24 protein-coding genes and 1 pseudogene are annotated in these 22927 nt (G+C 70.0%); 16 read left to right on the top strand and 9 right to left on the bottom strand.

The genetic code is table 11. The features are described 5' to 3' along the window. Nucleotides 1-30 precede the first annotated feature (30 nt). Nucleotides 31-378: pseudogene (locus tag JHD63_RS09300) on the top strand (hypothetical protein); the annotation flags it as partial. Here the strand turns inward: JHD63_RS09300 and uraH are convergent. Then, nucleotides 375-725 carry a hydroxyisourate hydrolase gene (uraH, locus tag JHD63_RS09295; RefSeq protein WP_198970465.1) on the bottom strand — a complete coding sequence of 117 codons (351 nt, stop codon included), beginning with the start codon at nt 723-725 and terminating at the stop codon, nt 375-377. The pseudogene JHD63_RS09300 and the gene uraH overlap by 4 nt on opposite strands. A 93-nt stretch (nt 726-818) precedes the next feature. Between uraH and JHD63_RS09290 the strand changes: the two genes are divergently transcribed. The 10 genes from JHD63_RS09290 (at nt 819) to JHD63_RS09245 (ending at nt 10407) form a co-directional block, all read left to right on the top strand. Continuing rightward, nucleotides 819-1484 carry a GntR family transcriptional regulator gene (locus JHD63_RS09290; protein WP_198970464.1) on the top strand — a complete coding sequence of 222 codons (666 nt, stop codon included), beginning with the start codon at nt 819-821 and terminating at the stop codon, nt 1482-1484. A 19-nt stretch (nt 1485-1503) separates the two neighbouring features. Next, complete coding sequence (gene puuE / locus JHD63_RS09285; protein ID WP_198970463.1) at nt 1504-2454, top strand: allantoinase PuuE; 951 nt, start codon at nt 1504-1506, stop codon at nt 2452-2454. Then, nucleotides 2451-4238, top strand: a complete 1788-nt coding sequence (gene uraD / locus JHD63_RS09280; RefSeq protein ID WP_198970462.1) for a 2-oxo-4-hydroxy-4-carboxy-5-ureidoimidazoline decarboxylase — start codon at nt 2451-2453, stop codon at nt 4236-4238. Before puuE ends, uraD begins: the two co-directional genes overlap by 4 nt. Before the next feature lie 4 nt (nt 4239-4242). After that, complete coding sequence (locus JHD63_RS09275; RefSeq protein WP_198970461.1) at nt 4243-5490, top strand: M20 family metallopeptidase; 1248 nt, start codon at nt 4243-4245, stop codon at nt 5488-5490. A 13-nt stretch (nt 5491-5503) separates the two neighbouring features. Beyond that, on the top strand, nt 5504-5920 hold the full coding sequence (gene arfB, locus JHD63_RS09270; protein WP_198970460.1) for an alternative ribosome rescue aminoacyl-tRNA hydrolase ArfB: 417 nt from the start codon (nt 5504-5506) through the stop codon (nt 5918-5920). A 327-nt stretch (nt 5921-6247) separates the two neighbouring features. Then, nucleotides 6248-7273, top strand: a complete 1026-nt coding sequence (locus tag JHD63_RS09265) for an ABC transporter substrate-binding protein (RefSeq protein WP_198970459.1) — start codon at nt 6248-6250, stop codon at nt 7271-7273. Then, nucleotides 7270-8253, top strand: coding sequence for an isopenicillin N synthase family dioxygenase (locus JHD63_RS09260; RefSeq protein ID WP_233167846.1), 984 nt, complete (start codon nt 7270-7272; stop codon nt 8251-8253). Before JHD63_RS09265 ends, JHD63_RS09260 begins: the two co-directional genes overlap by 4 nt. Further along, on the top strand, nt 8250-8678 hold the full coding sequence (locus JHD63_RS09255) for a VOC family protein (protein ID WP_198970458.1): 429 nt from the start codon (nt 8250-8252) through the stop codon (nt 8676-8678). The genes JHD63_RS09260 and JHD63_RS09255 overlap by 4 nt, the downstream gene beginning before the upstream one ends. A gap of 98 nt (nt 8679-8776) precedes the next feature. Further along, nucleotides 8777-9889: an aromatic ring-hydroxylating oxygenase subunit alpha gene (locus JHD63_RS09250; RefSeq protein ID WP_198970457.1), complete on the top strand. Its 1113-nt coding sequence runs from the start codon at nt 8777-8779 to the stop codon at nt 9887-9889. Beyond that, complete coding sequence (locus JHD63_RS09245; protein ID WP_198970456.1) at nt 9886-10407, top strand: nucleoside deaminase; 522 nt, start codon at nt 9886-9888, stop codon at nt 10405-10407. Before JHD63_RS09250 ends, JHD63_RS09245 begins: the two co-directional genes overlap by 4 nt. A 73-nt stretch (nt 10408-10480) precedes the next feature. On the opposite strand, the gene JHD63_RS09240 is transcribed toward JHD63_RS09245, so the two are convergent. Beyond that, complete coding sequence (locus tag JHD63_RS09240) at nt 10481-10762, bottom strand: DUF427 domain-containing protein (RefSeq protein ID WP_198970455.1); 282 nt, start codon at nt 10760-10762, stop codon at nt 10481-10483. A 144-nt stretch (nt 10763-10906) separates the two neighbouring features. Between JHD63_RS09240 and JHD63_RS09235 the strand changes: the two genes are divergently transcribed. Further along, nucleotides 10907-12535, top strand: a complete 1629-nt coding sequence (locus JHD63_RS09235) for a glucan biosynthesis protein (protein ID WP_198970454.1) — start codon at nt 10907-10909, stop codon at nt 12533-12535. Nucleotides 12536-12556: 21 nt separating this feature from the next. Here JHD63_RS09235 and JHD63_RS09230 read toward each other — a convergent pair whose 3' ends face one another. The 3 genes from JHD63_RS09230 to JHD63_RS09220 form a co-directional block, all read right to left on the bottom strand. Continuing rightward, on the bottom strand, nt 12557-14029 hold the full coding sequence (locus JHD63_RS09230; RefSeq protein ID WP_198970470.1) for a sensor histidine kinase: 1473 nt from the start codon (nt 14027-14029) through the stop codon (nt 12557-12559). Nucleotides 14030-14217: 188 nt separating this feature from the next. Further along, on the bottom strand, nt 14218-14892 hold the full coding sequence (locus tag JHD63_RS09225; protein ID WP_198970453.1) for a response regulator: 675 nt from the start codon (nt 14890-14892) through the stop codon (nt 14218-14220). 155 nt (nt 14893-15047) lie between these two features. After that, a complete protein-coding gene (locus JHD63_RS09220; protein WP_198970452.1) occupies nt 15048-15266 on the bottom strand; it encodes a cupin domain-containing protein in 219 nt (72 codons plus the stop codon). 161 nt (nt 15267-15427) lie between these two features. Between JHD63_RS09220 and JHD63_RS24555 the strand changes: the two genes are divergently transcribed. The 4 genes from JHD63_RS24555 (at nt 15428) to JHD63_RS09205 (ending at nt 18294) form a co-directional block, all read left to right on the top strand. After that, nucleotides 15428-15559 (top strand): hypothetical protein, encoded by a 132-nt coding sequence (locus tag JHD63_RS24555; protein ID WP_255519262.1) that lies wholly within the window; start codon nt 15428-15430, stop codon nt 15557-15559. Nucleotides 15560-15711: 152 nt separating this feature from the next. Beyond that, nucleotides 15712-16251 carry a TRAP transporter small permease subunit gene (locus tag JHD63_RS09215; protein ID WP_198970451.1) on the top strand — a complete coding sequence of 180 codons (540 nt, stop codon included), beginning with the start codon at nt 15712-15714 and terminating at the stop codon, nt 16249-16251. Between the two features lie 52 nt (nt 16252-16303). Next, nucleotides 16304-17788, top strand: a complete 1485-nt coding sequence (locus JHD63_RS09210) for a TRAP transporter large permease (protein ID WP_198970450.1) — start codon at nt 16304-16306, stop codon at nt 17786-17788. 11 nt (nt 17789-17799) lie between these two features. Then, nucleotides 17800-18294 carry a hypothetical protein gene (locus tag JHD63_RS09205; protein WP_233167842.1) on the top strand — a complete coding sequence of 165 codons (495 nt, stop codon included), beginning with the start codon at nt 17800-17802 and terminating at the stop codon, nt 18292-18294. A 163-nt stretch (nt 18295-18457) separates the two neighbouring features. Here the strand turns inward: JHD63_RS09205 and JHD63_RS09200 are convergent, their stop codons facing one another. The 4 genes from JHD63_RS09200 to xseB form a co-directional block, all read right to left on the bottom strand. Beyond that, complete coding sequence (locus JHD63_RS09200; RefSeq protein WP_198970449.1) at nt 18458-19540, bottom strand: TRAP transporter substrate-binding protein; 1083 nt, start codon at nt 19538-19540, stop codon at nt 18458-18460. Between the two features lie 170 nt (nt 19541-19710). After that, complete coding sequence (dxs, locus tag JHD63_RS09195) at nt 19711-21609, bottom strand: 1-deoxy-D-xylulose-5-phosphate synthase (protein WP_198970448.1); 1899 nt, start codon at nt 21607-21609, stop codon at nt 19711-19713. A 109-nt stretch (nt 21610-21718) separates the two neighbouring features. Continuing rightward, the gene (locus JHD63_RS09190; RefSeq protein ID WP_198970447.1) at nt 21719-22657 is read right to left on the bottom strand and encodes a polyprenyl synthetase family protein; all 939 of its coding nucleotides are present in this window, start codon (nt 22655-22657) and stop codon (nt 21719-21721) included. Continuing rightward, nucleotides 22654-22896 carry an exodeoxyribonuclease VII small subunit gene (gene xseB, locus JHD63_RS09185; protein WP_198970446.1) on the bottom strand — a complete coding sequence of 81 codons (243 nt, stop codon included), beginning with the start codon at nt 22894-22896 and terminating at the stop codon, nt 22654-22656. Before xseB ends, JHD63_RS09190 begins: the two co-directional genes overlap by 4 nt. Nucleotides 22897-22927 lie beyond the last annotated feature (31 nt).

The raw sequence follows: 22927 nt of genomic DNA, 5'->3' as shown, positions 1-22927 counted from the left end.
AGATGTGTATAAGAGACAGCGCCAGCGCCCGCGCCCGCCTCCCTCGCCACCACGCCGCTCGCCTACCGCAAGGACGGCGCCGCGCACCTCTACGCGCTCAACGCCGAGCGCATCTACAAGGGCCGGCTGCCGCCCATGCTCTATGCGGTCGGCACCCTGCAGGTCTTCCTCGACGCCCGCGGCCGCGTCACGCGCCTGGACTGGATGCGCGCCCCGCGCCACGCGCCCGAGGTGGTGGCCGAGATCGAGCGCACCGTGCGCCAGGCATCGCCCTTTCCGGTGCCGCTGCGCCTGGGCAAGGTGGTCTATACCGACACCTGGCTGTGGGACAAGAGCGGGAGATTCCAGCTCCACACCCTGACCGAGGGCCAGGACTAGCTGCCTCTGTAGGTCGAATAGCTCCACGGGCTGACCAGAAGCGGCACATGGTAGTGCTGCCGCGTGTCGGCCACGCCGAAGTCGAGCCTGACCTGGCCCAGGAAATTGGGCTGCGGCAGGGCCACGCCGCGCGCGGCGAAGTAGCCCGCCACGTCGAATTCCAGCCGGTAGGTGCCGGCGCGCAGTTCGCCGTCGCCGTAGAGCGGGCCGTCGGTGCGGCCGTCCTGGTTGAGCGTCAGGCGCTTGACCAGCGTGGCGCTGTCGCCCGCGGTGGTGTAGAGCGCAACCGCCATGCCGGCCGCGGGGCAGCCGTGCATGGTGTCGAGTACGTGGGTGCTGAGGCCCATGGCGGTTCCTTGGAAAAGGGTGGAAAGCGCCGCAGCGCAATTTGGTGAACCAAAAGTGTATACACTTTCTGTGGCAAGCACTATCATTTCGCCATGGAGACATCTTCCACCAACAGCATCGTCGAGGCCCTGACGCGCGCCATCGTCGAGCACCGGCTGCACCCGGGCACCAAGCTGGCGGAGCAGAAGCTGGCCGACCACTTCGGCGTCTCGCGCACTCTCGTGCGGCAGGCGCTGTTCCAGTTGTCGCAGAACCGGCTGGTCACGCTGGAGCCCGCGCGCGGCGCCTTCGTGGCCGCGCCCTCGGCCGACGAGGCGCGCCAGGTGTTCGCCGTGCGCCGCATGATCGAGTCGGGCATGGCGCGCGAGTTCGCGCGCAGCGCCACGCCCGCGCGGCTCAAGGCGCTGCGCGCCCACGTGGCGCTGGAGAAGGCCGCGGTGGAGCGCGAGGACGTCTCTGGCCGCACCGAGCTGCTGGGCGACTTCCACGTGCGCATGGCCGAGCTGATGGGCAACCAGGTGCTGGCCCAGTTGCTGGGCGACCTGATCTCGCGCTGCGCACTGATCACGCTGATGTACCAGTCCTCCAGCGCCGCCGCGCACTCCTATGCCGAGCATGCCGAGATCGTCAAGGCGCTGGCCGCGCGCGACGAGGAGCGCGCGGTGCAGCTCATGGACGAGCACCTGCGGCACGTGGAGCAAAGCCTGGTGTTCGACCGCAAGCTCCCCAGCAACGACCTGGCAAAGGCACTGGCCTGACCCCCCGGGCACTTTCAAGATGACCGTTTACGACACCACCCTTCCCTACCCGCGCGACCTGGTGGGCTACGGCCGCAACCCGCCGCAGGCGCAGTGGCCCGGCCGGGCGCGCATCGCGGTGCAGTTCGTCCTCAACTACGAGGAAGGCGGCGAGAACGCCACGCTGCATGGCGACGCGGGTTCCGAGCAGTTCCTGTCGGAGATGTTCAACCCGGCCAGCTACCCGGAGCGGCACCTGAGCATGGAGGGCATCTACGAGTACGGCTCGCGCGTGGGCGTCTGGCGCATCCTGCGCGAGTTCGAGAAGCGCGGCCTGCCGCTGACCGTGTTCGGCGTGGGCATGGCGCTGCAGCGGCACCCCGAGCTGACGCAGGCCTTCGTCGAACTGGGCCACGAGATCGCCTGCCACGGCTGGCGCTGGATCCACTACCAGGGCGTGGACGAGGCCACCGAGCGCGAGCACCTGCGGCTGGGCCTGGACACGATCGAGCAGATGACCGGCACCCGCCCGCTCGGCTGGTACACCGGCCGCGACAGCCCGCGCACCCGCCGCCTGGTGGCCGACGAGGGCAGCACGCTCTACGACAGCGACTACTACGGCGACGATCTGCCCTTCTGGATGAAGGTGCAGAAGAGCGACGGCACCACCGTGCCGCGCCTGGTCGTGCCCTACACGCTGGACACCAACGACATGCGCTTTTCGCTGCCGCAGGGCTTCAGCCAGGGCGAGGATTTCTTCACCTACCTGCGCGACAGCTTCGACGCGCTCTATGCCGAAGGCGCCGAGTCGCCCAAGATGCTGAGCGTGGGCATGCACTGCCGCCTGCTCGGCCGCCCCGGGCGCATCGTGGCGCTGCAGAAGTTCCTCGACCACATCGCGCGGCATGAGCGCGTGTGGGTGTGCCGCCGCATCGACATCGCGCGGCACTGGCAGGCCGCCCACCCCTATAGCGAAAGCGTCCGACCATGACCCTGACCCTGGACCAACTCAACGCCGCCACGCCGGCCGAGGCGGCGCGCCTGCTCGACGGCCTCTACGAGCACTCGCCCTGGATCGTCGAGCAGACGGTGGCCTCCGCCGCGCCCTTTGCCTCGCTCGCGCACCTCAAGCATGCGCTGGCGCGCACCGTGGCCGCCGCGCCGGCCGAGGCGCAACTGGGCCTGATCCGCGCCCACCCGGAGCTGGCCGGCAAGGCCATGGTGGCGCGGACGCTCACGGCGGAGTCGGCGCACGAGCAGAGCAAGGCCGGCCTCACCCACTGCACGCCGGAGGAGTTCGCGCGCATCCAGCAGCTCAACGCCGACTACAACGCGCGCTTCGGCTTCCCCTTCATCCTGGCGGTGCGCGGGCCGCGCGGCACCGGCCTGGGCAAGCAGCAGATCATCGAGACCTTCGCGCGCCGGCTGCAGAACCACCCGGACTTCGAGCGCGCCGAGGCGCTGCGCAACATCCACCGCATCGCCGAGATCCGCCTGGGCGACAAGTTCGGCGTGGCGCCGCTGCTCGGCGACCGGGTGTGGGACTGGCATGAGTCGCTGGCGCAGTACAGCGACCCCGGCTTTGCCGAGCAGGGCCAGCTCACCGTCACCTACCTGACCGCGGCGCACCAGGCCTGCGCCCGGCACATCGCGCAGCAGATGCGCGACTGCGGCTTCGACGAGGTCGGCATCGACGCGGTCGGCAACGTGGTCGGCCGCTACCACGGCAGCGACCTGTCCGCCCGCGCGCTGCTCACCGGCTCGCACTACGACACGGTGCGCAACGGCGGCAGGTACGACGGCCGGCTCGGCATCTACGTGCCCATGGCCTGCGTGCAGGAGCTGCACCGGCAAGGCCGGCGCCTGCCCTTCGCCATCGAAGTGGTCGGCTTCGCGGAAGAAGAAGGCCAGCGCTACAAGGCCACCTTCCTCGGCTCGGGCGCGCTCATCGGCGACTTCAAGCCGGCATGGCTGGACCAGTTGGACGCCGAGGGCATCAGCATGCGCGACGCCATGCGGGCCGCGGGCCTGCCCGCCACGCTGGAGGCGATCGCCGCACTGCGGCGCGACCCGGCGCGCTACCTGGGCTTCGTGGAAGTGCACATCGAGCAGGGCCCGGTGCTCAACGAGCTGGACCTGCCGCTGGGCATCGTCACCTCGATCAATGGCAGCGTGCGCTACGTGTGCGAGGTGATCGGCACCGCCAGCCACGCCGGCACCACGCCCATGGCGCGGCGCCGCGACGCCGCCGCCGCCGTGGCCGAGCTGGCGCTGTACCTGGAGCAGCGCGCCGCGCGCGACGGCGACTCGGTCGGCACCATCGGCATCCTGCAGGTGCCCAACGGCTCGATCAACGTGGTGCCCGGGCGCTGCCGCTTCACGCTGGACATGCGCGCCCCGAACGACCCGCAGCGCGATGCGCTGGAGGCCGACGTGCGCGCGGCCCTGGCCGAGATCTGCGCGCGCCGCGGCGTGCACCACACGCTGGAGCAGACCGAGCGCGCCGCCGCCGCGCCCAGCGCGCCGGCCTGGCAGCAGCGCTGGGAGCAGGCCGTGGCCGCGCTCGGCCTGCCGCTCTACCGCATGCCCAGCGGCGCCGGCCACGACGCGATGAAGCTGCACCAGCGCATGCCGCAGGCCATGCTGTTCGTGCGCGGCGAGAACTCCGGCATCAGCCACAACCCGCTGGAGAGCAGCACCAGCGCCGACATGGACCTGGCCGTCCATGCCTTCCAGAACCTGCTGGCCCAACTGGCCGCCGACACCCCGACCTGACCCCATGACCACCACCGCCGCCGCCACCACCACCGACTACGAGCGCCTGGACGCCTGGATCGACGCCCACTTCGACGAGGAAGTGCGCTTTCTGCAGGAACTGGTGCGCGTGCCCACCGACACACCGCCGGGCAACAACGCGCCGCATGCCGAGCGCACCGCCGCGCTGCTGCAGGGCTTTGGCTTCGAGGCCGAGCGGCATCCGGTGCCCGAAGCCGAGGTGCGCGCCTACGGCATGGAGTCGATCACCAACCTGATCGTGCGCCGCCGCTACGGCGAGGGCCGCACCGTGGCCCTGAACGCCCACGGCGACGTGGTGCCGCCCGGCGAAGGCTGGACGCGCGACCCCTACGGCGCGCAGATCGAGGACGGCCGCCTCTACGGTCGCGCCGCCGCCGTCAGCAAGAGCGACTTCGCGAGCTTCACCTTTGCCGTGCGCGCGCTCGAATCCCTGGGCGCGCCGCTCAAGGGCGGCGTCGAGCTGCACTTCACCTACGACGAGGAATTCGGCGGCGAGCTGGGCCCGGGCTGGCTGCTGCGGCAGGGCCTGACGAAGCCCGACCTGCTGATCGCCGCCGGCTTCTCCTACGAGGTGGTGACCGCGCACAACGGCTGCCTGCAGATGGAGGTGACGGTGCACGGCAAGATGGCCCATGCCGCCATCCCCGACAGCGGCGTCGATGCGCTGCAGGGCGCGGTCGCGATCCTGAATGCGCTGTATGCCCAGAACACGCTCTACAAGCAGGTGATGTCGCAGGTCGCCGGCATCCGCCACCCCTACCTGAACGTGGGCCGCATCGAAGGCGGCACCAACACCAACGTGGTGCCCGGCAAGGTCGTGTTCAAGCTCGACCGCCGCATGATCCCCGAGGAGAACCCGGCCGAGGTCGAGGCCACGATCCGCCAGGTGATCGCCGATGCGGCGGCCGGCGTGCCCGGCATCGGCGTGGACATCCGCCGCATGCTGCTGGCCCGCTCGATGCGTCCGCTGCCGGGCAACCGGCCGCTGGTGGAGGCGATCCAGAAGCACGGCGCGGCGCTCTTCGGCCAGCCGATCCCGGCCATGGGCACGCCGCTCTACACCGACGTGCGCCTGTACGGCGAGGCCGGCGTGCCCGGCGTGATCTACGGCGCCGGCCCGCGCAGCGTGCTGGAGTCGCACGCCAAGCGCGCCGACGAGCGCCTGCTGCTCGAAGACCTGCGCCGCGCCACCAAGGTCGTCGCCCGCACGCTGCGCGATCTGCTGGCATGACGCGGCGCTGAGCATGGCGCCCGCCCCGCCCGCCTGGGCCATCCCCGAGGACGAGATCGAGGTCACGGCGATACGGGCCCAGGGCGCGGGCGGGCAGAACGTCAACAAGGTCTCCAGCGCCATCCACCTGCGCTTCGACGTGGCCGCCTCGTCCATGCCGGACGAGCTGAAGCAGCGCCTGCGCGCCCTGCCCGACCGGCGCATCACCGCCGCCGGCGTGGTCGTCATCAAGGCGCAGCGCCACCGCACGCAGGAACTCAACCGCGCCGACGCCCTGGAGCGTTTGCAGGCGCTGGTCGACCAGGCCGCGCAGGTGCAGACCGCGCGCAAGCCCACCAAGCCCACGCGCGCCTCGGTGCGCCGCCGCGTGGAAGCCAAGGCGCGCAGGTCGGAAACCAAGGCGTTGCGCGGCCGTCCCGACGGCGAATAGGGCATTTTTCAGGCAAAAAGCGCCCGAAGCCCAGGTAATACCTGGGCTTTTAGCTATATATTTAATAGCACCCTGGCGCCACTCCTGGCACGAAAGCTGCATGGTTTCTACTGAGAGTAGAAGCGTTCACCGTGCGCCCGCGCAGCCCGCCCCTGTCTGGTGCCACTGCACAGGGCCACGGCCGGAAATTGCTCTTGAAGTACGCACAGCCGCGGTGCTTCGAGAGGTGGCGCACGCCGTCTGGCCGCAAGGGCTGGGGCGGGTCACTGCTTCCGATGCCGCCGCGAGTGCGTGCCCACCACGACACCGCCTTTGGAGCGCCCCGCCATGCACCGCCGTTCTCTCCTCCGCGCCGCCGGCGCCAGCAGCCTCATTGCCGCCACGCCCTTCGTGCGCGCGCAGGGCGCGCTGCAGAAGTTCAAGTTCAACCTGGGCTGGAAGGTCGAGGCCACGGCCGCCGGCTTCCTGCTCGCGCAGCAGCGCGGCTACTACAAGGACGCGGGCCTGGACGTGGCCATCGACACCGGCAACGGCTCGGCCGCGGCCATCAGCCTGGTGGGCAGCGGCGCCTACGACTGCGCCTCGGCCGACCTGGCGACCATGATCGAATTCAACGTCAACAACCCCGGCGCCCGGCTGGCGGCGGTCGCGATCCAGTACGACCTGAACCCCAACGCCATCCTGGTGCGCAAGGACGGCCCGATCAGGACCCCCGCCGACCTGGCCGGCAAGACCATCCTGGGCCAGCCCTTCAACGCCTCGCGCAAGCTGTTTCCGGCCTTCGCCAGGGCGCAGGGCTTCGACCCCGCGGGCGTGAAGTGGGAGAATGTGTCGCCCGACATCGGCGACACGCGCTTCGTCAAGGGCGACTTCGACGCCTCGGCCTACTTCTACTTCACCGGCCTGCTCAACCTCAAGCTCCGCGGCATGGGGCTGGAGCAGATCACCATCTTCCGCTTCTCCGACTACGGCGTGAAGTCCTACGGCAACGGCCTGGTGGCCAACGGCAGGAGCATGGAGCAGCAGGAGGCCATGCGGGCCTTCGTCAAGGCCAGCACGCGCGGCTGGATCGAGGCGATTGCCGACCCGCGCGCCGGCGCCGCGGCCGTCAAGGCGCGCGAGCCGCTGGCCAACGAGGAGATCGAGCACGAGCGCCTCAAGCTGGTGGTGGAGGGCAGCATGAAGACGCCCGATACCCGCGCCCACGGCTGGGGCGCGGCCACGCCCGCGCGGCTGCAGGCCACCATCGACGAGACCGTGGCCGCCTTCGGCCTCAAGGGCACGCTGGCGGTGGCCGACATGTGGACCGACCGCTTCCTGCCGTCCGCCGCCGAGCGCAGGCTCAAGGCATGAACGGGGCGCACATGGTCATTCCCGTCATCGACCTGCACGATGCGCTGGCGCCCGGCGGCCCGCGCAGCGCCGAAGTGGCGGCGCAACTGCGCGCGGCGGCCATGGCCTCGGGCTTCTTCTACGTGCGCCGGCACGGCGTGCCGGCCGCGCTGGTGCAGCGCCAGTTCGGCCTCGCGCAGCAACTGCTCGACCTGCCGCTTTCCACCCGCCAGGCGCTGGACATGCGGCATTCGCCCACCATGCGCGGCTTCGAGAACCTCGGCGCGCAGACGCTGGACGCCGCCGCCCGCCCGGACCTGAAGGAGAGCTTCTACTGCGGCATGGCCTACCCGGACAGCCACCCCTACGTGCGGGCCGGCTACCAGACCTACGGCGGCAACCAGTGGCCGGCCGAGCTGCCCGATGCGCCCGCCGCCTGCGAGGCCTACATCCAGGCCATGCTGGCCCTGTCGCGCCGGCTGATGCAACTGATGGCGCTGTCGCTGGACCTGCCCGAGGGCTACTTCGACGGCACCAGCGAGAGCCCGATGGTCACGCTGCGCATGATCCGCTACCCGGCGCACCCGGCCGATGCCGACGCGCGCACCTTCGGCGCCGGCGCGCATACCGACTGGGGCGCCCTCACCATCCTGGCGCAGGACGGCCATGGCGGGCTGGAGGTCTGCATGCCCGAGGGCCGCTGGGTGCCGGCCACGCCGATGGACGGCTGCTTCGTCGTCAACCTGGGCGACATGATCCCGCGCTGGACCAATGGCCGCTACCACTCCAACCCGCACCGGGTGCGCAACATGCACTCGGGCGGCGCGCCGCGCTACTCGATCCCCTTCTTCTACGAGCCCGACTACTTCGCGCGCATTGAGCCGGTGCCGGGCACGGTGCCCGCCGGCCAGGCGCCGCGCCATGCGCCCTGCACCGCCGGCGAGCACCTGCGCGAGATGTACCTCAAGACCTACGGCCTCCCGCAAAAGGAGCCCGCATGAAACTGTGGTTCAACCTGCTGTGCCAGGACGTCGAGGCGCAGATGCAGTTCTACCGCCGGCTGCTGGGCTGGCAGGAGGCCGAGCAGAGCCGCTCGCCGATCTACCGCGCGCTGCATTCCGAGGGCGTGCAGTTCGGCTTCAACGCGCGGCCGGCATATGCGCTGCTCGAACTGGCCGAGCGCGCACCGCCGGAGCAGGGCACCGCCCCGGTCACCGCCTATGCCACCTTCATGCTGCCCACGCCCGCCGCGGTGGACGAGGTGGCCGCGCGCGTGGGCAGCCTCGGCGGGCGCGTGCTCAAGATGCCCTATGCCACCTACTACGGCCAATGGCAGGCGGTGCTGACCGACCCCGAGCAGCACGTGTTCCGCGTCAGCGCCGAGACCCTGCCCGACGGCGCCCGGCCCGCGCCGGCGCCGCGCTGACCCATCGATTCCCCATCCACCGAGAGTAGAAGCGATTCAACCGTTCCCCACGGCAGGTCATTGCTCTTGTTCTTGCTCCGACCGAAAGGACCTCTCCAATGCTCACCACCCGCCAACCCGTCTTCCGCAGGTTCTGGCATGCCGTCATGCCGCTGACCGACCTGGCCGACGGCCCCAGGCCCTTCACCCTGCTGGGCGAGAACATCGTGCTGTTCCTCGACGGCGACGGCCAGCCCGCCGCGCTGAAAGACCGCTGCTGCCACCGCACCGCCAAGCTGTCCAAGGGCTGGTGCCACGAAGGCACGCTGCAGTGCGGCTACCACGGCTGGCGGTACGACCGCAGCGGCCGCGTGGTCGGCATCCCGCAACTGGACCCGGGCCAGCCGATCCCGGCGGGCTACTGCACGCCGGCCTACCACTGCACGGCGCGCTACGGCTACGCCTGGGTGGCGCTGGAAGACCCGGTGGAGGACATCCCGGCCATTCCGGAATTCGGCGCCCAGGGCTGGCGCACCATCTTCCAGTTCTACGAGACCTGGAACACCAGCCCCCTGCGCGCGCTGGAGAATTCCTTCGACAACTCGCACTTCAGCTTCGTGCACCGCGCCACCTTCGGCGTGGCCTCGCAGCCCAAGCCGAGCCGCTACGAGCTGGTGGAGTCGCCCACCGGCTTCTACGCCGAGACCACGATTCCCGCGGCCAACCCGCAGCGGTTCCAGCGCATCAGCGGCGTGGCCGACGCGGTGACCACGCGCCACATGCGCAACGCCTACTTCCTGCCGTTCTCGCGCCGGCTGGACATCGAGTACCCCTCGGGCATCCGCCACGTCATCATCAACTGCTTCACCCCGATCGACGACGGCCGCATCCAGCTCTGCCAATGGCTGTTCCGCAACGACACGGAAGAAGACTGCCCGGCGCAGATGCTGATCGACTTCGACGACGAGATCACGCGCGAGGACAAGGACATCCTCGAATCCACCGACCCGGACGCCGTGGTCGACACGCGCCGCCGCGGCATCGAATACTCCATGGCCAGCGACCGGCCCGGCATGCTGATCCGCAAGAAGCTGATGGAGCTGCTGGCGCGCCACGGCGAGCAGGAGGTGCACCGCGGCAACGCCGGCAGCATCCCGATCGTGGCGGCCGCGCCGGCCTCCTGCGGCGCCAAGGCGGCCTGCGCGCCCGTGCCGCAGGAGGTGGCCGCGTGAACGCCGCCACCCCGCACAGCCTGCTGCCCGAGCCGGTCGAACTGAGCGAACGCGACGGCCTCTACCTGCGCCGCGCCATCGCGCTGGCCGACGTGGCGCGCAGCCGGGGCAACCGGCCCTTCGGCGCCATCGCCGTGCTGCCCGACGGCACCGTGCTGGACGAAGCCTGGAACGCCAATGCCGAAACCGGCGACTGCACCGCGCACGCCGAAACCTCGCTGGTGCGCAAGCTCTCGCCGCGCTTCGGCCGCGAGGTGCTGGCGCAGGCCACGCTGTATTCGTCGGGCGAGCCCTGCGTCATGTGCGCCGGCGCGATCTTCTGGTCGGCCATCGGCCGCGTGGTGTACGGCATCGACGCGGTGCGCCTGCGCGTGTTCCGGGGCGAGCGCGCCGACCAGGTGGATGCCGAGCTGTCCTGCCGCGACGTGTTCGCCGCCTCGCCGCTGCCGATCGAATGCGTGGGCCCGGCGCTGGTGGAAGAAGCCAGCGCCTCGCACCGGGGCGCCTGGAAGGCCTGACACCGGCCTTTGATGAACAAAAATGGCTGAAGCCCAGGCAGCACCTGGGCTTATAGCTATTATTTTGATAGCATCAGGGCGCGACCTTGACGCCCTTCCAGAACGCCACGCGGCCGCGGATCTCTTCGGCGCCGGGCTTCGGCTCGGGGTAGTACCAGGCCGCGTCGGTGTTCATCTCGCCCTCCACCAGCAGCGAGTAGTAGCTCGCCTGGCCCTTCCACGGGCAGGTGGTGTGGTGGTTGCTGAAGGTCACGTAGTCGCGGTTCAGCGACTCGGGCGGAAAGTAGTGGTTGCCCTCGACCAGCACGGTGTCTTCGCTCTCGGCAATGGTCTTGCCGTTCCAGGTGGCTTTCATGGTGTCTCTCTTTGCAGTGGGAATGGCGCAGCATAGCGCCCCCAGGCTGCCCGCCGCGCCATCGCGCGCCGCCGTATGCTTTCGGTTTTCTCCCGCTTTCTCCCGCTTTCTCCCGTTTTCTCCCGATACCCACACCCCGACCGCATGAAAAGACGAAGCTTCCTCGGCGGCGCCCTCGGCGCCGCCCTGCTCTCGCCCGCCGCGCAGGCCGCCGGGCTGAAACCACTGGGCGCGCCGCGGGCCTTCGATGCCGCCTGGCTGCGGCAGCGCGCCCGCGCGCTGGCGGCCGGTAGCTGGCGGGCGCCGGCGGCGCAGGTGCCCGACAGCGTGGCCGCGCTGGGCTTTGACGAGTACCAGGCGATCCGCTTCCGCGACGAGCATGCGCTGTGGGCGGACGATCCGGCGCTGCTGTTCCACGTCAAGCTGTTCCACCTGGGCATGTTCTTCAAGCGCCCGGTGCAGATCTACGAGGTGGCCGGCGGGCAGGCGCAGGAGCTGGCCTACGACCCGGCGCTGTTCGACTACGGCAGCAGCCACCTCGATGCCGGCATGCTGCCGCAGGACCTGGGCTACGCCGGCTTTCGCGTCAACTTCCACACCGCGCCGCAGCAGGACGTGGCCGCCTTCCTGGGCGCGAGCTACTTCCGCGCCGTGGGCGGCACGCGGCAGTACGGACTGTCGGCGCGCGGCCTGGCGGTGGACACGGCGGTGGCGCGCGACGAGGAGTTTCCGGACTTCGTCGAGTTCTACATCGAGCGCCCGGCCGCGGGCGCGGCCACGCTGGTGGTGCATGCCCTGCTCGACTCGCCCAGCATCAGCGGCGCCTACCGCTTCGCGATCACGCCCGGCGACACGCTGGTGATGGACGTGGACGCCACGCTCTACCCGCGCACCGCCATCGAGCGCCTGGGCCTGGCGCCCTGCACCAGCATGTACCAGACCGGCGAGAACGACCGGCGCATGGCCTACGACTGGCGCCCCGAGATCCACGACTCCGACGGCCTGGCGATGCACACCGGCGCCGGCGAATGGATCTGGCGCCCGCTGGTCAACCCGCCGCAGCTGCGCTTCAACGCCTTTGCCGACGACCACCCGCGCGGCTTCGGCCTGCTGCAGCGCGACCGCGACTTCGACCACTACCAGGACGACGGCGTGTTCTACGAGCGCCGGCCCTCGCTGTGGGTCGAACCCACGGCCGGCTGGGGCAAGGGCACGGTCGACCTGATCGAGATCCCGACGCGGGACGAGACCTTCGACAACATCGTCGCCTTCTGGGAGCCGGCGCAAAAGGCCAGGCCCGGCGACGAACTGCGGCTGGGCTACCGGCTGCACTGGGGCAGCGACCCCCTGCCCTCGCGCCCGCCGCTGGCACGCTGCGTGGCCACCCGCACCGGCCTGGGCGGCGTGGTGGGGCAGCCGCGCCGGGTTTTCTCCTGGCGCTTCGCGGTGGACTTCGCGGGCGGCAGCTTCGCGCTGCTCGACCCCGGCGCCAGGGTCGAGGCCGTCATCACCGCCACGCGCGGCACGGTGGAAATCACCTCGGCCCGGCCGCTCGCATCGGTGCAGGGCTGGCGCGCCATGTTTGACGTGGTGCCGCCCGACGACGGCGCCGAACCGATCGGCCTGCGCCTGTACCTGCGCGCCGACGGCCAGGCGCTGACCGAGACCTGGGTCTACGAGTGGACGCCGCCGCCGGCCGCGCAGCGCCGGCAGGCGCTGGCGGGGGTGGCGCTGTTCCCGATGCTGGAGGAGCGCCCGAGGCGGCCGGCCTGAGCCCCCGGAGGCGGGATGAGGCTAATCCGCCAAGCCCGGCGCGCCGGCAGCGAAATGCGCCACCGGCAGCAGCACGCTGGCGCGCAGCCCGCGCCCGGCGCTGCCCACGGACAGCACCAGCCGGCTGCCATGCAGGCGCGCGATCTCCTCGGAGATGGCCAGGCCCAGGCCGGTGCCTTCGCCCTGCGTGCCCTGCACCCGGTAGAAGCGCTCGAGCACGCGCACCCGCTCGTGCGGGGCGATGCCCGGGCCGTCGTCGTCCACTTCCAGCACGGCGGCGGGCGCGCCGGCCTCGTCGCGGGTGGCGCGGCAGCGGATGGTGACGGTGCCGCCCGCGGGCACGTACTTGACCGCGTTGTCGACCAGGTTGCACAGCAGTTCGCGCAGCAGCCATTCGTGCCCCATGACGCGCAGCGGCTGCGCGTCCAGCCCCAGGTCGATGCGCTTGGCCACGGCGGCGTCGAAGTGGATCTCGATCATGGCCTCGCACAGGGCCTTGAGGTCCACCGGCTCGGGCGCCTGGCCGTGCAGCGCATGGGCGTCGGCGCGCGACAGGGCCAGCAACTGATGCGCCAGTTGCGAGGTGCGGCGCGTGGCGTCGCGCAGCTTGTAGACGTCTGAAGCTCCTAAATTAATAGCACCAAGCCCAGTATCCTTCCGGGCTACAGGCGCTTTTTCTTCAGGAAGCTGGGCCGGCTGCGTGCGACCGGCGGCCTGCGCCCAGGCTTCCACCTGGGCCTGCAGGCCCGCCAGCGGGGTGCGCAACTGGTGCGCGGCGTCGGCAATGAAGCGGCGCTGGCTCTCGGTCTGCGCGTTGACCATGTCGAACAGGCGGTTGAGCGATTGCACCAGAGGCCGCACCTCCTCGGGCGAGGACCGCAGGTCCAGCGGGCTCAGGTCGCGCGGCGAGCGGCGCTCCACCGCCTCCTTGAGCGCGATCAGCGGGCGCAGCGCATGGCGCACCGCGATGTTCATGGCCACGGTCGTCACCGCCAGCAGCACCAGGTTGGGCAGCAGCACCCGCAGCAGCACGCCGCGCGCCCAGTTCTGCCGCGGGTCGGAGCCGTCTGCCAGTTGCATGACGAAGTCGCCGGCCGAGGTGCTCACGCGCTGCGCGACGATGCGGTAGCGCACGCCGTCCTGCTCGCGGCTGTGGAACTCGGGCTCGCCGGTGCCGGGCGCGGGCACTTCCAGCCAGGGGTCGCCGTGCAGCACCCGGCCGTCGAGGTCGGCCACGCTGTAGGCGGACAGGCCCGGGCGCTCCTTCAGGAACTCCTCCACCGGCGGGGCCAGCAGCACCAGCGGCAGCGCGCCCTTGTCGTCGGCGACGATGATCGAATCGGCCAGCATCGGCACCATGCGCAGCAGTTGCGCATCCTGGCGCAGCGCGGCGCTGTCGGCCGAGCGGTAGTCGATCCAGGCGCTGAACACCGCCGCCAGCAGCAGCGGGATCAGCAGCAGCACCAGCAGCCGGCGCTGCAGCCCGGCCGTCACGCGCATGCCGCGCATGTCAGCTGCCCAGAGCGCTCACGCGCCACCCACAACACGTGAGACGAAGAGAGCTCCGAAGGCCGCGAAGCAGGCCATGCGCAGACATCCGCGGAGCCAGCTTTGCCGGGCCGCAGGATGTGTCCCCCGCAAGAGGGAAGGCGCAGACGCGAAGCGCGCAGCCTGGGGGTGTGTCATGCGACCTCTCGCTGCTCCAGCCGATAGCCAAACCCCCGGATCGCGCGCAGCGCCACGCCGTGCGGTTCGAGCTTGCCGCGCAGGCGGGAGATGTAGACCTCGACCGCGTTGACGGTGATCTCCTTGTCCCAGCCGGTCAGCGCCTGCAGCAGCTTGTCCTTGCTGGTGGGCTTGGGCGCGTGCAGCAGCAGGTACTCCAGCACGGTCCACTCGCGCGGGCCCAGCTCCAGCGGCTGGCCGTGCACGCTGGCGCGCCGGTGGGCGGTGTCCAGCTCCAGCGGCCCGAAGCACAGCACCGCGGTATTGGCGGCCTGCGAGCGGCGCAGCAACGCGCGCAGGCGGGCCAGCAGATCGGGCAACTCGAAGGGCTTGACTATGTAGTCGTCCGCGCCCAGGTCCAGGCCCTGCACCCGGTCCTGCAGCGCATCGCGCGCGGTGAGGATCAGGATCGGCAGCGCCAGGCCCTGCTGACGCAGGTGCCGGGTCAGCTCCAGGCCGTCCGTGCTGGGCAGGCCGATGTCGATGATGGCGACGTCGAAACGCTCGCCGCGCAGCACCTCTTCGGCGCGCTCTGCGCTGCCGACCCAGTCGACCGCATAGCCGGCGCCAGAGAGCCCGAGCTTGATGCCGCTGGCGACCATCACGTCGTCCTCGACCAGGAGCAGCCTCATCGGGCCACCCGTCGGAAAGGAGCAAGGGAAATGAAGCAGATACCGAGAGCCATGGCAAAGGCGGCCGCAGCGCCGCAATAAATCCGCAAGATAGCACCGGGGCACGGTGCGCTGCCACCGGACTTGCCCATGGGGCGGCATGAGAATGCGGCGATTCAGCGCGCCGACAGCACCAGCAGCGCCCGCGCCTGTGCCCTGCCGATGCGCGACAGGCTGTGCGTCAGATAGCCGGGGAAGTGGATGCAGTCGCCGGCCGTCAAGCGCTCGCTACGGTCGGCAAAGCGCACCTCGATGGTGCCGGCCAGCACGTAGATCATTTCCTGCCCCTCGTGCTGCGCGTGCACCGACGCACCGTCAGGCCCGGGGTAGATCAAGAAGGCCTCGAAAGAACTGACCGAATGCCCGTGCAGCAGCGGCGCGAACTGGTGCTGGGCCGGCTCGTCGGCTCTGCCGGGACGGCAGCGGCGCGGCGGGGGCGGCGGGTGCCGCGCTGGCGTTCGACACCGGCATACCGCAGTAGCTGCCCGCCGCCGGCGTGGATCCGGCCCTGGAGAAAGGCACGCTGGAGGCCGCCGAGTTCGTCGGGCCCTACGCCGAGTTGAGGTGGGGCTCGGTCAACGACGGCGCGGCCGAGCAGTACATGCTGGGCACACGGCGCAAGTCCTGAGCGCGCCGCGCGTCTTCCATAGGGGAAAACCCCGCCGCAGCGCGTCAGCCTTTCTTCAGCGCCGCGCGGCCGGCCGCCGCTAGCATTCGCGGGTTGCGCAGCAAGGCCCCCGCCCTGCGCCACACTCCCCGTAGACCTGAAAGGCGCTGCCCATGAACGTGCTGCTCAAATTCGCCCTGGCCGTGGACTGGTTCACCCGCAAGCTCGGCACGATCGCCGCCTGGACGGTGCTGGCCGCGGCCCTCATCTCCGCCGGCAACGCCTTCGTGCGCTATGGGCTGGACATCAGCTCCAACGGCTGGCTCGAGATCCAGTGGTACCTGTTCGCGGCCACCGTGATGCTCGGCGCGCCGCTGGTGCTGCAGCTCAACGAGCACGTGCGGGTGGACATCCTCTACGGCCGGCTCAAGGGCAACGGCAAGGTCTACGTCGACCTGCTGGGCCTGCTGCTGTTCCTGCTGCCCGTGATGGCGCTGCTGGCCTGGCTCAGCTGGCCGCTGTTCGTGCGCATGCTGGAGACCGCCGAGCGCTCCAGCAATGCCGGCGGCCTGATCCGCTGGCCGGCCATGCTGCTGCTGCCGCTGGGCTTCGGGCTGATGGTGCTGCAAGGGGTGGCCGAGATCATCAAGCGCGTGGCCTACCTCACGGGCCGCTACCAGATGGACACGCACTACGAGAAGCCTGTGCAGTAAGCCTCCCCCTGCACTGCCCGACGCCTTCTCAGACTTCTCTCAGGACTCCACCATGCAGATGGAAAACTTCGCCTCGATCATGTTCGCGGGGCTGGTGCTGATCATGCTGATCGGCTTCCCCGTGGCCTTCTCGCTGGCCGCGCTGGGGCTGGCCTCGGGCTTCTTCGCGATCGAGATGGGCTGGTTCCCGGCCGGCTTCATGGCCAACCTGCCGCTCAACATGTTCGGCATCCTGTCCAACGAGCTGCTGCTGGCCATCCCCTTCTTCACCTTCATGGGCGCCATCCTCGAGAAGTGCGGCCTGGCCGAGGACATGCTCGACTCCATGGGCCAGCTGTTCGGGCCGGCCAGGGGCGGGCTGGGCTACTCGGTGATCATCGTCGGCTTCATCCTCGGCGCCATCACCGGCACGGTGGCCGGCCAGGTGATCGCCATGGCGCTGATCTCGCTGCCGGTGATGATCCGCTACGGCTACAACATGCGCTACGCCACCGGCGTGCTGGCGGCCTCGGGCACCATCACGCAACTGGTGCCGCCCTCGCTGGTGCTGATCGTCATGGCCGACCAGCTCGGCCGCTCGGTGGGCGACATGTACAAGGGCGCATGGGGTCCGTCCATCCTGCAGGTGCTGATCTTCGCGGGCTACACCTTCATGCTGGGCATCTTCAAGCCTCACCACGTGCCCGGCGTGCCCAAGGAAGCGCGCACGCTGCACGGCTGGGCGCTGTGGGCCAAGTGCCTGCGCGGCATCATTCCCTCGGCCATCCTGATCTTCGCGGTGCTGGGCTCGATGGGCGGCCTGCCCGGCATCAACACGGCCATCGCCACGCCGACCGAGGCCGGCGCCATGGGCGTGGTCGGCGCTCTGATCCTGGCGGCCATGCACAAGCGGCTGACGCGGCCGCTGATCTGGGAAGCCATGGTGGGCACCATGCGCCTGACGGCCATGGTGGTCTTCATCCTGATCGGCGCGCGCGTGTTCTCCATGGTGTTCCAGGGCGTGGACGGCGCCAAGTGGGTGGAGCACATGCTCTCGGGCCTGCCCGGCGGCCAGGTGGGCTTCCTGATCGCGGTCAACATCTTCATCTTCTTCCTGGCGTTCTTCCTCGACTTCTTCGAGATCGCCTTCATCATCCTGCCCATGCTCGGCCCGGTGGCCGACAAGATGGGCATCGACCTGGTGTGGTTCGGCGTGCTGCTGTGCGTGAACATGCAGACCAGCTTCATGCACCCGCCCTTCGGCTTCGCGCTGTTCTATCTGCGCGGCATTGCCGACACGCTGTTCAAGGAAAAGCGCATTCCCGTGGCGATCAAGTCCAGCGACATCTACATGGGCGCCATCCCCTGGGTGGCGATGCAGCTGCTGCTGGTGGCCATCGTCATCTTCGTGCCGCAGACGGTCACCATGTTCCTGGACAAGGCGGAGGTGATCGACCTCGACAAGGTCAAGATCGAGATGCCCGCGGACGACACGCAGCAGGAGCATGCCGAGTCGCCCGAAGAGGAGCAGAAGCGCGTCGAGCAGATGTTCAAGTAAGGGGGCATGCCATGACCGATCCCGCTGCCCTCATGGACGCCCTGGGGCCGCCGCCCTTTCGCTTCACGCCCTCGCGCGCGGGACTGGAGTCGCCCGCCTTCTCGCCGCTCTTTCGCACCTTTGCCACGCTGATCGTGGGCGGATGCGCCGCCTGGGTGTTGCGGCTGTGGTCCAGCGGCGCGATGGAGACCGGCAGCGGCCTGGCCTGGGTCGCCGCCGGCCTGGCGATGATGTTCTGGACCTGGTGGCACATCCAGACCAGCCGCACCCGGCTCGATGCCGAGGGCCTGCGCCAGCGCTGGATCTGGGACAAGGCGCTGCCGCTGCGCGAGCTGGCCTTCTGCAAGCTGATCCGCGTGCCCGGCCTGGACTGGCTGGTGGCGCCGCGCCTGTATGCGCGCACGCTCACGGGTAAGTTCCAGGTGTTCTACGCGGCCTCGCCGGAGATGCTGGCGGAGTTTGCAAGGCTCAAGCGTGAGCTGGAGGTCTTCCGGAGAGGCGGCTGATCACACCGCCAGGCTTCGCGCACTGCGTGTCGCTACGCCAACCCCCTTGCGGGGGGCACATCCAGCGGCCCCGCAAAGCCGGTCCCGCGGATGTCTGCGCAAAGGCCCCGGGGCAAAGAAAAACCGCGCAAAGCGCGGTTTTTCTTTGGGCATCTGAGTGTGCTTAAAGCTGCACGCCCTGCATGTAGCTGTCGAACCGGGCTTCGGCAAAGCGCGCCCAGATCAGCTGGTCCTTCTGGAAGGCGCGGTAGTCGTCGTAGATCTTCTTCCAGTCGGCGTTCTTCGCGTCCAGGTCCTTGTAGACCTCCATCGCGGCCTTGAAGGAGGCGTCAAGCACCGGCTTGGGGAAGGCGACGACCTTGGTCTTGGCGCCGACCAGCTGCTTTAGCGCGGTCGGATTGCGCGCGTCGTACTTGGCCTGCATGTCGACGTGGGCGAAGGCGCTGGCGGCTTCCACGGCAGCCTTGTACTCGGGCGAGAGCGCGTCGTAGGCCTTCTGGTTGACCAGCAGGTCGAGCTGCAGCGCGCCTTCCCACCAGCCGGGGTAGTAGTAATAGGGCGCGACCTTGTTGAAGCCGAGCTTCTGGTCGTCGTAGGGGCCGATCCACTCGGCCGCGTCGATGGTGCCCTTCTCCAGCGCCTGGTAGATCTCGCCGCCGGGGATGTTCTGCGGCACGCCGCCCATGCGCTCGATCACGCGGCCGGCAAAGCCGCCGATGCGGAACTTCAGGCCCTTGATGTCTTCCGGCGTCTTGATCTCCTTGCGGAACCAGCCGCCCATCTGCGCGCCGGTGTTGCCGCAGGGGAAGTTGACGGCGCTGTACTTGGCATAGAACTCGCGCGTGAGCTTCAGGCCATTGCCCTCGAACATCCAGGCCGACAGCTGCCGCGAGTTCATGCCGAACGGGATGGCCGCGCCGATGGCAAAGGCCTCGTTCTTGCCGAAGAAGTAATAGCCCGCGGTGTGGGCGGCCTCGATCGAGCCCTGCTGCACGCCATCGACCACGCCGAAGGCCGGCATCAATTCGCCCGCAGCATGCACGCTGATCTGGAACTTGCCGCCGGTCAGCTCGCCGACCTTCTTGGCGAAGACCTCGGCGCCGCCGTAGATGGTGTCGAGCGACTTGGGGAAGCTCGATGCCAGGCGCCAGCGCACCGATGCGGCCTGCGCATGGGCTGCGGGCGCAGCGCCGGCGGCCAGGACGCCGGCGATGCCCGCGTGCTTGATGATGGAACGACGATCCATTGCTGAGACTCCGTTTTTGCTGAAGGGAAGAGACCCGGGCCGCCGCCAGCGACGCTCCTGTGCCACGGTCGCGGCCATTCTAGGAATGGGCTTTCCGCGCCAGCTTTCGGGTTTTCCCGCGCGCTGGGCGCGGTGTTCAGCAATCTGCAAGCTTCAGCGTCGGCGCCTTCTCAGTCTCCGAAGCGCTGCCGGACCGACGCCTCGATGCCGGCCGCATCCAGCCCCTGCAGGGCCAGCAGCTTGGCCGGGTCGCCATGCTCGATGAACTTGTCGGGCAGGCCGAGCGAGAGCAGCGGCTTGTCGACCCCGGCGGCGTGCAGGGCCTCGGCCACGGCACTGCCGGCCCCGCCCATGAGGCAGCCCTCCTCCACCGTGACCAGCGCGCGGTGGCTGGCGGCCGCGCGCAGCAGCGCGGCGGTGTCCAGCGGCTTGGCCCAGCGCATGTTGAGCACCGTGGCGTCGAGCTTTTCGGCTGCCTCCAGCGCCGGGTACAGCAGCGTGCCGAACGCCAGGATGGCGATGCCGCCGGCGCCTTCGCGCCGCACCTCGGCCTGGCCAAACGGCAGGGCGTCGAGGCCGGGCAGCGGCGCCACGCCGGCGCCGGCGCCGCGCGGGTAGCGCACGGCCACCGGGTGGTCCTGGCCGTAGGCGGTGCTGAGCAGTTGGCGGCATTCGCGCTCGTCGGCCGGGCAGGCGATGCTCATGCGCGGAATGCAGCGCAGGAAGGCGATGTCGTAGGCGCCCGCATGCGTGGCGCCGTCGGCGCCGACCAGGCCGGCGCGGTCGAGCGCGAACACCACCGGCAGGTTCTGCAGCGCCACGTCGTGCACCAGTTGGTCGTAGCCACGCTGCAGGAAGGTGGAGTAGATCGCCACCACGGGCTTGAGGCCCTCGCAGGCCAGGCCGGCGGCAAAGGTGACGGCATGCTGCTCGGCGATGCCGACGTCGTAGTAGCGGCCGGGGAAGCGCTTCTCGAACTCCACCAGGCCCGAGCCCTCGCGCATGGCCGGCGTGATGCCGACCAGGCGCGTGTCCCGCTCGGCCATGTCGCACAGCCACTGGCCGAACACCTGCGTGAAGGTGGGCTTGGGCGCGGAGGCGGGCTTGACCAGGCCCACCGACGGGTCGAACTTGCCCGGCCCGTGGTAGGCCACCGGATCGGCCTCGGCCAGCTTGTAGCCCTGGCCCTTCCTGGTGACCACGTGCAGGAACTGCGGGCCGTCGAGCTTCTTCAGGTTCTCGAGCGTGGGGATGAGCGAGTCCAGGTCGTGGCCGTCGATCGGGCCGACGTAGTTGAAGCCGAACTGCTCGAACAGCGTGGCCGGCACCACCATGCCCTTGGCATGCTGCTCGAAGCGGCGCGCCAGTTCGAGCAGCGGCGGCGCGGCCTTGAGCACGCTCTTGCCGACGTTCTTGGCGGCGGAGTAGAAGCGCCCGCTCATGAGCTGCGCCAGGTAGCGGTTGAGCGCGCCGACCGGCGGGCTGATCGACATGTCGTTGTCGTTGAGCACCACCAGCAGCCGGCCGTCGAGCACGCCGGCGTTGTTGAGCGCCTCGAAGGCCATGCCCGCGCTCATGGCGCCGTCGCCGATGATGGCCACCGCATGGCGGTCCTCGCCCTTCTGCCGCGCCGCCATGGCCATGCCCAGCGCGGCCGAGATGCTGGTGGACGAATGCGCGGTGCCGAAGGTGTCGTACTCGCTCTCGGCGCGCTGCGGAAAGCCGGAGATGCCGCCGAGCTGGCGCAGCGAGCCCATGCGATCGCGCCGCCCGGTCAGGATCTTGTGCGGGTAGGTCTGGTGGCCCACGTCCCACACCAGGCGGTCATAGGGCGTGTTGAAGACGTAGTGCAGCGCAATGGTCAGTTCCACCGTGCCCAGGTTGGAACTGAGGTGGCCGCCGGTGCGCGACACGCTGTCGAGCAGGAAGGCGCGCAGTTCGTCGGCCAGCGGCTTCAACTGCTCGCGCGACAGCCGGCGCAGGTCGTGCGGACCGTCGATGCCGTGCAACAGCGGCGCGCGCGCCGCGCCATCCGGCAGCAGGCGCTCGGGGAATTCAGCGTGGGACATACGATCTCCTGCTATCTATTCAATAGCTATAAGCCCAGGAAATACCTGGGCTACATGGCATTTTCATGCATATTTGCAGTTTCCACTGCACCAGGGGCACGGGCGGATGTCAACAAGAGCGGTCGATCACCATGTGGGCCAGGGCGCCGAGTGCGGCGGTGCGCTCCAGCCCGCTGGCGGCCAGCGCCTGCAGCGCCTCGTCGCGCAGCGCGCGCGCATGGGCACGCGAGCGCTCCAGACCCAGCAGCGAGACGTAGGTGGGCTTGTCCTGCGCCGCATCCTTGCCCGCGGTCTTGCCCAGCGTGGCCGAATCGGCGGTGACGTCGAGGATGTCGTCCACCACCTGGAAGGCCAGGCCCAGCGCGGCGCCGTAGCGCTGCAGCGCGGCCAGCGCGGCGGCCGGCGCGGCGCCGCAGCTCGCGCCCATCATCACACTGGCCTCCAGCAGCGCGCCGGTCTTGAGCCGGTGCATGCGGCGCAACTGCTCTTCGGTCAGCGCCAGGCCCACGCTGGCCAGGTCGATCGCCTGGCCGCCGGCCATGCCGGCATGGCCGGCGGCGCGGGCCAGGCGCCGACACAGCGTGGCCTGCACCGCGGCCGGCACGGGCGCGCCCTCGGGCACCAGCAGTTCGAAGGCCAGGGCCTGCAGCGCGTCGCCCGCCAGCAGCGCGCCGGCCTCGCCAAAGCGCACGTGCACCGTGGGCTTGCCGCGGCGCAGCACGTCGTTGTCCATGCAGGGCATGTCGTCGTGCACCAGCGAGTAGGCGTGGATCAACTCCACCGCGCAGGCCGCGCGCAGCGCCGCGTCGTCCAGGCCGGCGCACAGGGCCTCGCTGCCCGCACCTGGAACGCCGTGGTCGAAGGGCGCGACCGCCTCGCGGCCGGCCAGCACCAGCAGCGGGCGCAGGCGCTTGCCGCCGTCGAGCACCGAATAGCGCATGGCCTCGCCGAGCGAGGCCGGCGCATCGGGCGCCACCCAGCGCTCCAGCGCCGCCTCGACGCGAGCCAGGCCGGCGCCGCTCCAGCGCTGGAAATCGTCCCTGTTCATTGCGGCGTCCACGGCTTGAGCACGCCCTCGTCCAGCACCTTGATCTGGGCCTCCACCGCCTGCAGCCGGTCGCGGCAGAACTGCAGCAGCGCGGCCCCGCGCTGGTAGCCGGCCAGCAACTGGTCCAGCGGCAACTGGCCCGCATCCAGGCGGGACACCAGTTGCTCGAGCTCTTCGAGCGCGGCCTCGTAGGTGGCCGGCAGAGTCGGTTCGGGAGAAGATACGGGCGCCTTGGGCATGAGGGGGCGGGTACGTGCCGTCGTGGGAAAC

The sequence above is a fragment of the Xylophilus sp. ASV27 genome (assembly GCF_016428875.1).
Taxonomy (GTDB): domain Bacteria; phylum Pseudomonadota; class Gammaproteobacteria; order Burkholderiales; family Burkholderiaceae_C; genus Xylophilus.
The sequence above is the reverse complement of the archived record's forward strand: the minus strand, read 5'-3'. Positions and strand labels throughout refer to the sequence as shown.

Bases quoted from the DNA above. Each gene is read 5' to 3' on its own strand.
- uraH (WP_198970465.1), bottom strand. From the start codon at position 725: ATGGGCCTCAGCACCCACGTACTCGACACCATGCACGGCTGCCCCGCG.
- JHD63_RS09290 (WP_198970464.1), top strand. From the start codon at position 819: ATGGAGACATCTTCCACCAACAGCATCGTCGAGGCCCTGACGCGCGCC.
- puuE (WP_198970463.1), top strand. From the start codon at position 1,504: ATGACCGTTTACGACACCACCCTTCCCTACCCGCGCGACCTGGTGGGC.
- uraD (WP_198970462.1), top strand. From the start codon at position 2,451: ATGACCCTGACCCTGGACCAACTCAACGCCGCCACGCCGGCCGAGGCG.
- JHD63_RS09275 (WP_198970461.1), top strand. From the start codon at position 4,243: ATGACCACCACCGCCGCCGCCACCACCACCGACTACGAGCGCCTGGAC.
- arfB (WP_198970460.1), top strand. From the start codon at position 5,504: ATGGCGCCCGCCCCGCCCGCCTGGGCCATCCCCGAGGACGAGATCGAG.
- JHD63_RS09265 (WP_198970459.1), top strand. From the start codon at position 6,248: ATGCACCGCCGTTCTCTCCTCCGCGCCGCCGGCGCCAGCAGCCTCATT.
- JHD63_RS09260 (WP_233167846.1), top strand. From the start codon at position 7,270: ATGAACGGGGCGCACATGGTCATTCCCGTCATCGACCTGCACGATGCG.
- JHD63_RS09255 (WP_198970458.1), top strand. From the start codon at position 8,250: ATGAAACTGTGGTTCAACCTGCTGTGCCAGGACGTCGAGGCGCAGATG.
- JHD63_RS09250 (WP_198970457.1), top strand. From the start codon at position 8,777: ATGCTCACCACCCGCCAACCCGTCTTCCGCAGGTTCTGGCATGCCGTC.
- JHD63_RS09240 (WP_198970455.1), bottom strand. From the start codon at position 10,762: ATGAAAGCCACCTGGAACGGCAAGACCATTGCCGAGAGCGAAGACACC.
- JHD63_RS09235 (WP_198970454.1), top strand. From the start codon at position 10,907: ATGAAAAGACGAAGCTTCCTCGGCGGCGCCCTCGGCGCCGCCCTGCTC.
- JHD63_RS09225 (WP_198970453.1), bottom strand. From the start codon at position 14,892: ATGAGGCTGCTCCTGGTCGAGGACGACGTGATGGTCGCCAGCGGCATC.
- JHD63_RS09215 (WP_198970451.1), top strand. From the start codon at position 15,712: ATGAACGTGCTGCTCAAATTCGCCCTGGCCGTGGACTGGTTCACCCGC.
- JHD63_RS09210 (WP_198970450.1), top strand. From the start codon at position 16,304: ATGCAGATGGAAAACTTCGCCTCGATCATGTTCGCGGGGCTGGTGCTG.
- JHD63_RS09205 (WP_233167842.1), top strand. From the start codon at position 17,800: ATGACCGATCCCGCTGCCCTCATGGACGCCCTGGGGCCGCCGCCCTTT.
- JHD63_RS09200 (WP_198970449.1), bottom strand. From the start codon at position 19,540: ATGGATCGTCGTTCCATCATCAAGCACGCGGGCATCGCCGGCGTCCTG.
- dxs (WP_198970448.1), bottom strand. From the start codon at position 21,609: ATGTCCCACGCTGAATTCCCCGAGCGCCTGCTGCCGGATGGCGCGGCG.
- JHD63_RS09190 (WP_198970447.1), bottom strand. From the start codon at position 22,657: ATGAACAGGGACGATTTCCAGCGCTGGAGCGGCGCCGGCCTGGCTCGC.
- xseB (WP_198970446.1), bottom strand. From the start codon at position 22,896: ATGCCCAAGGCGCCCGTATCTTCTCCCGAACCGACTCTGCCGGCCACC.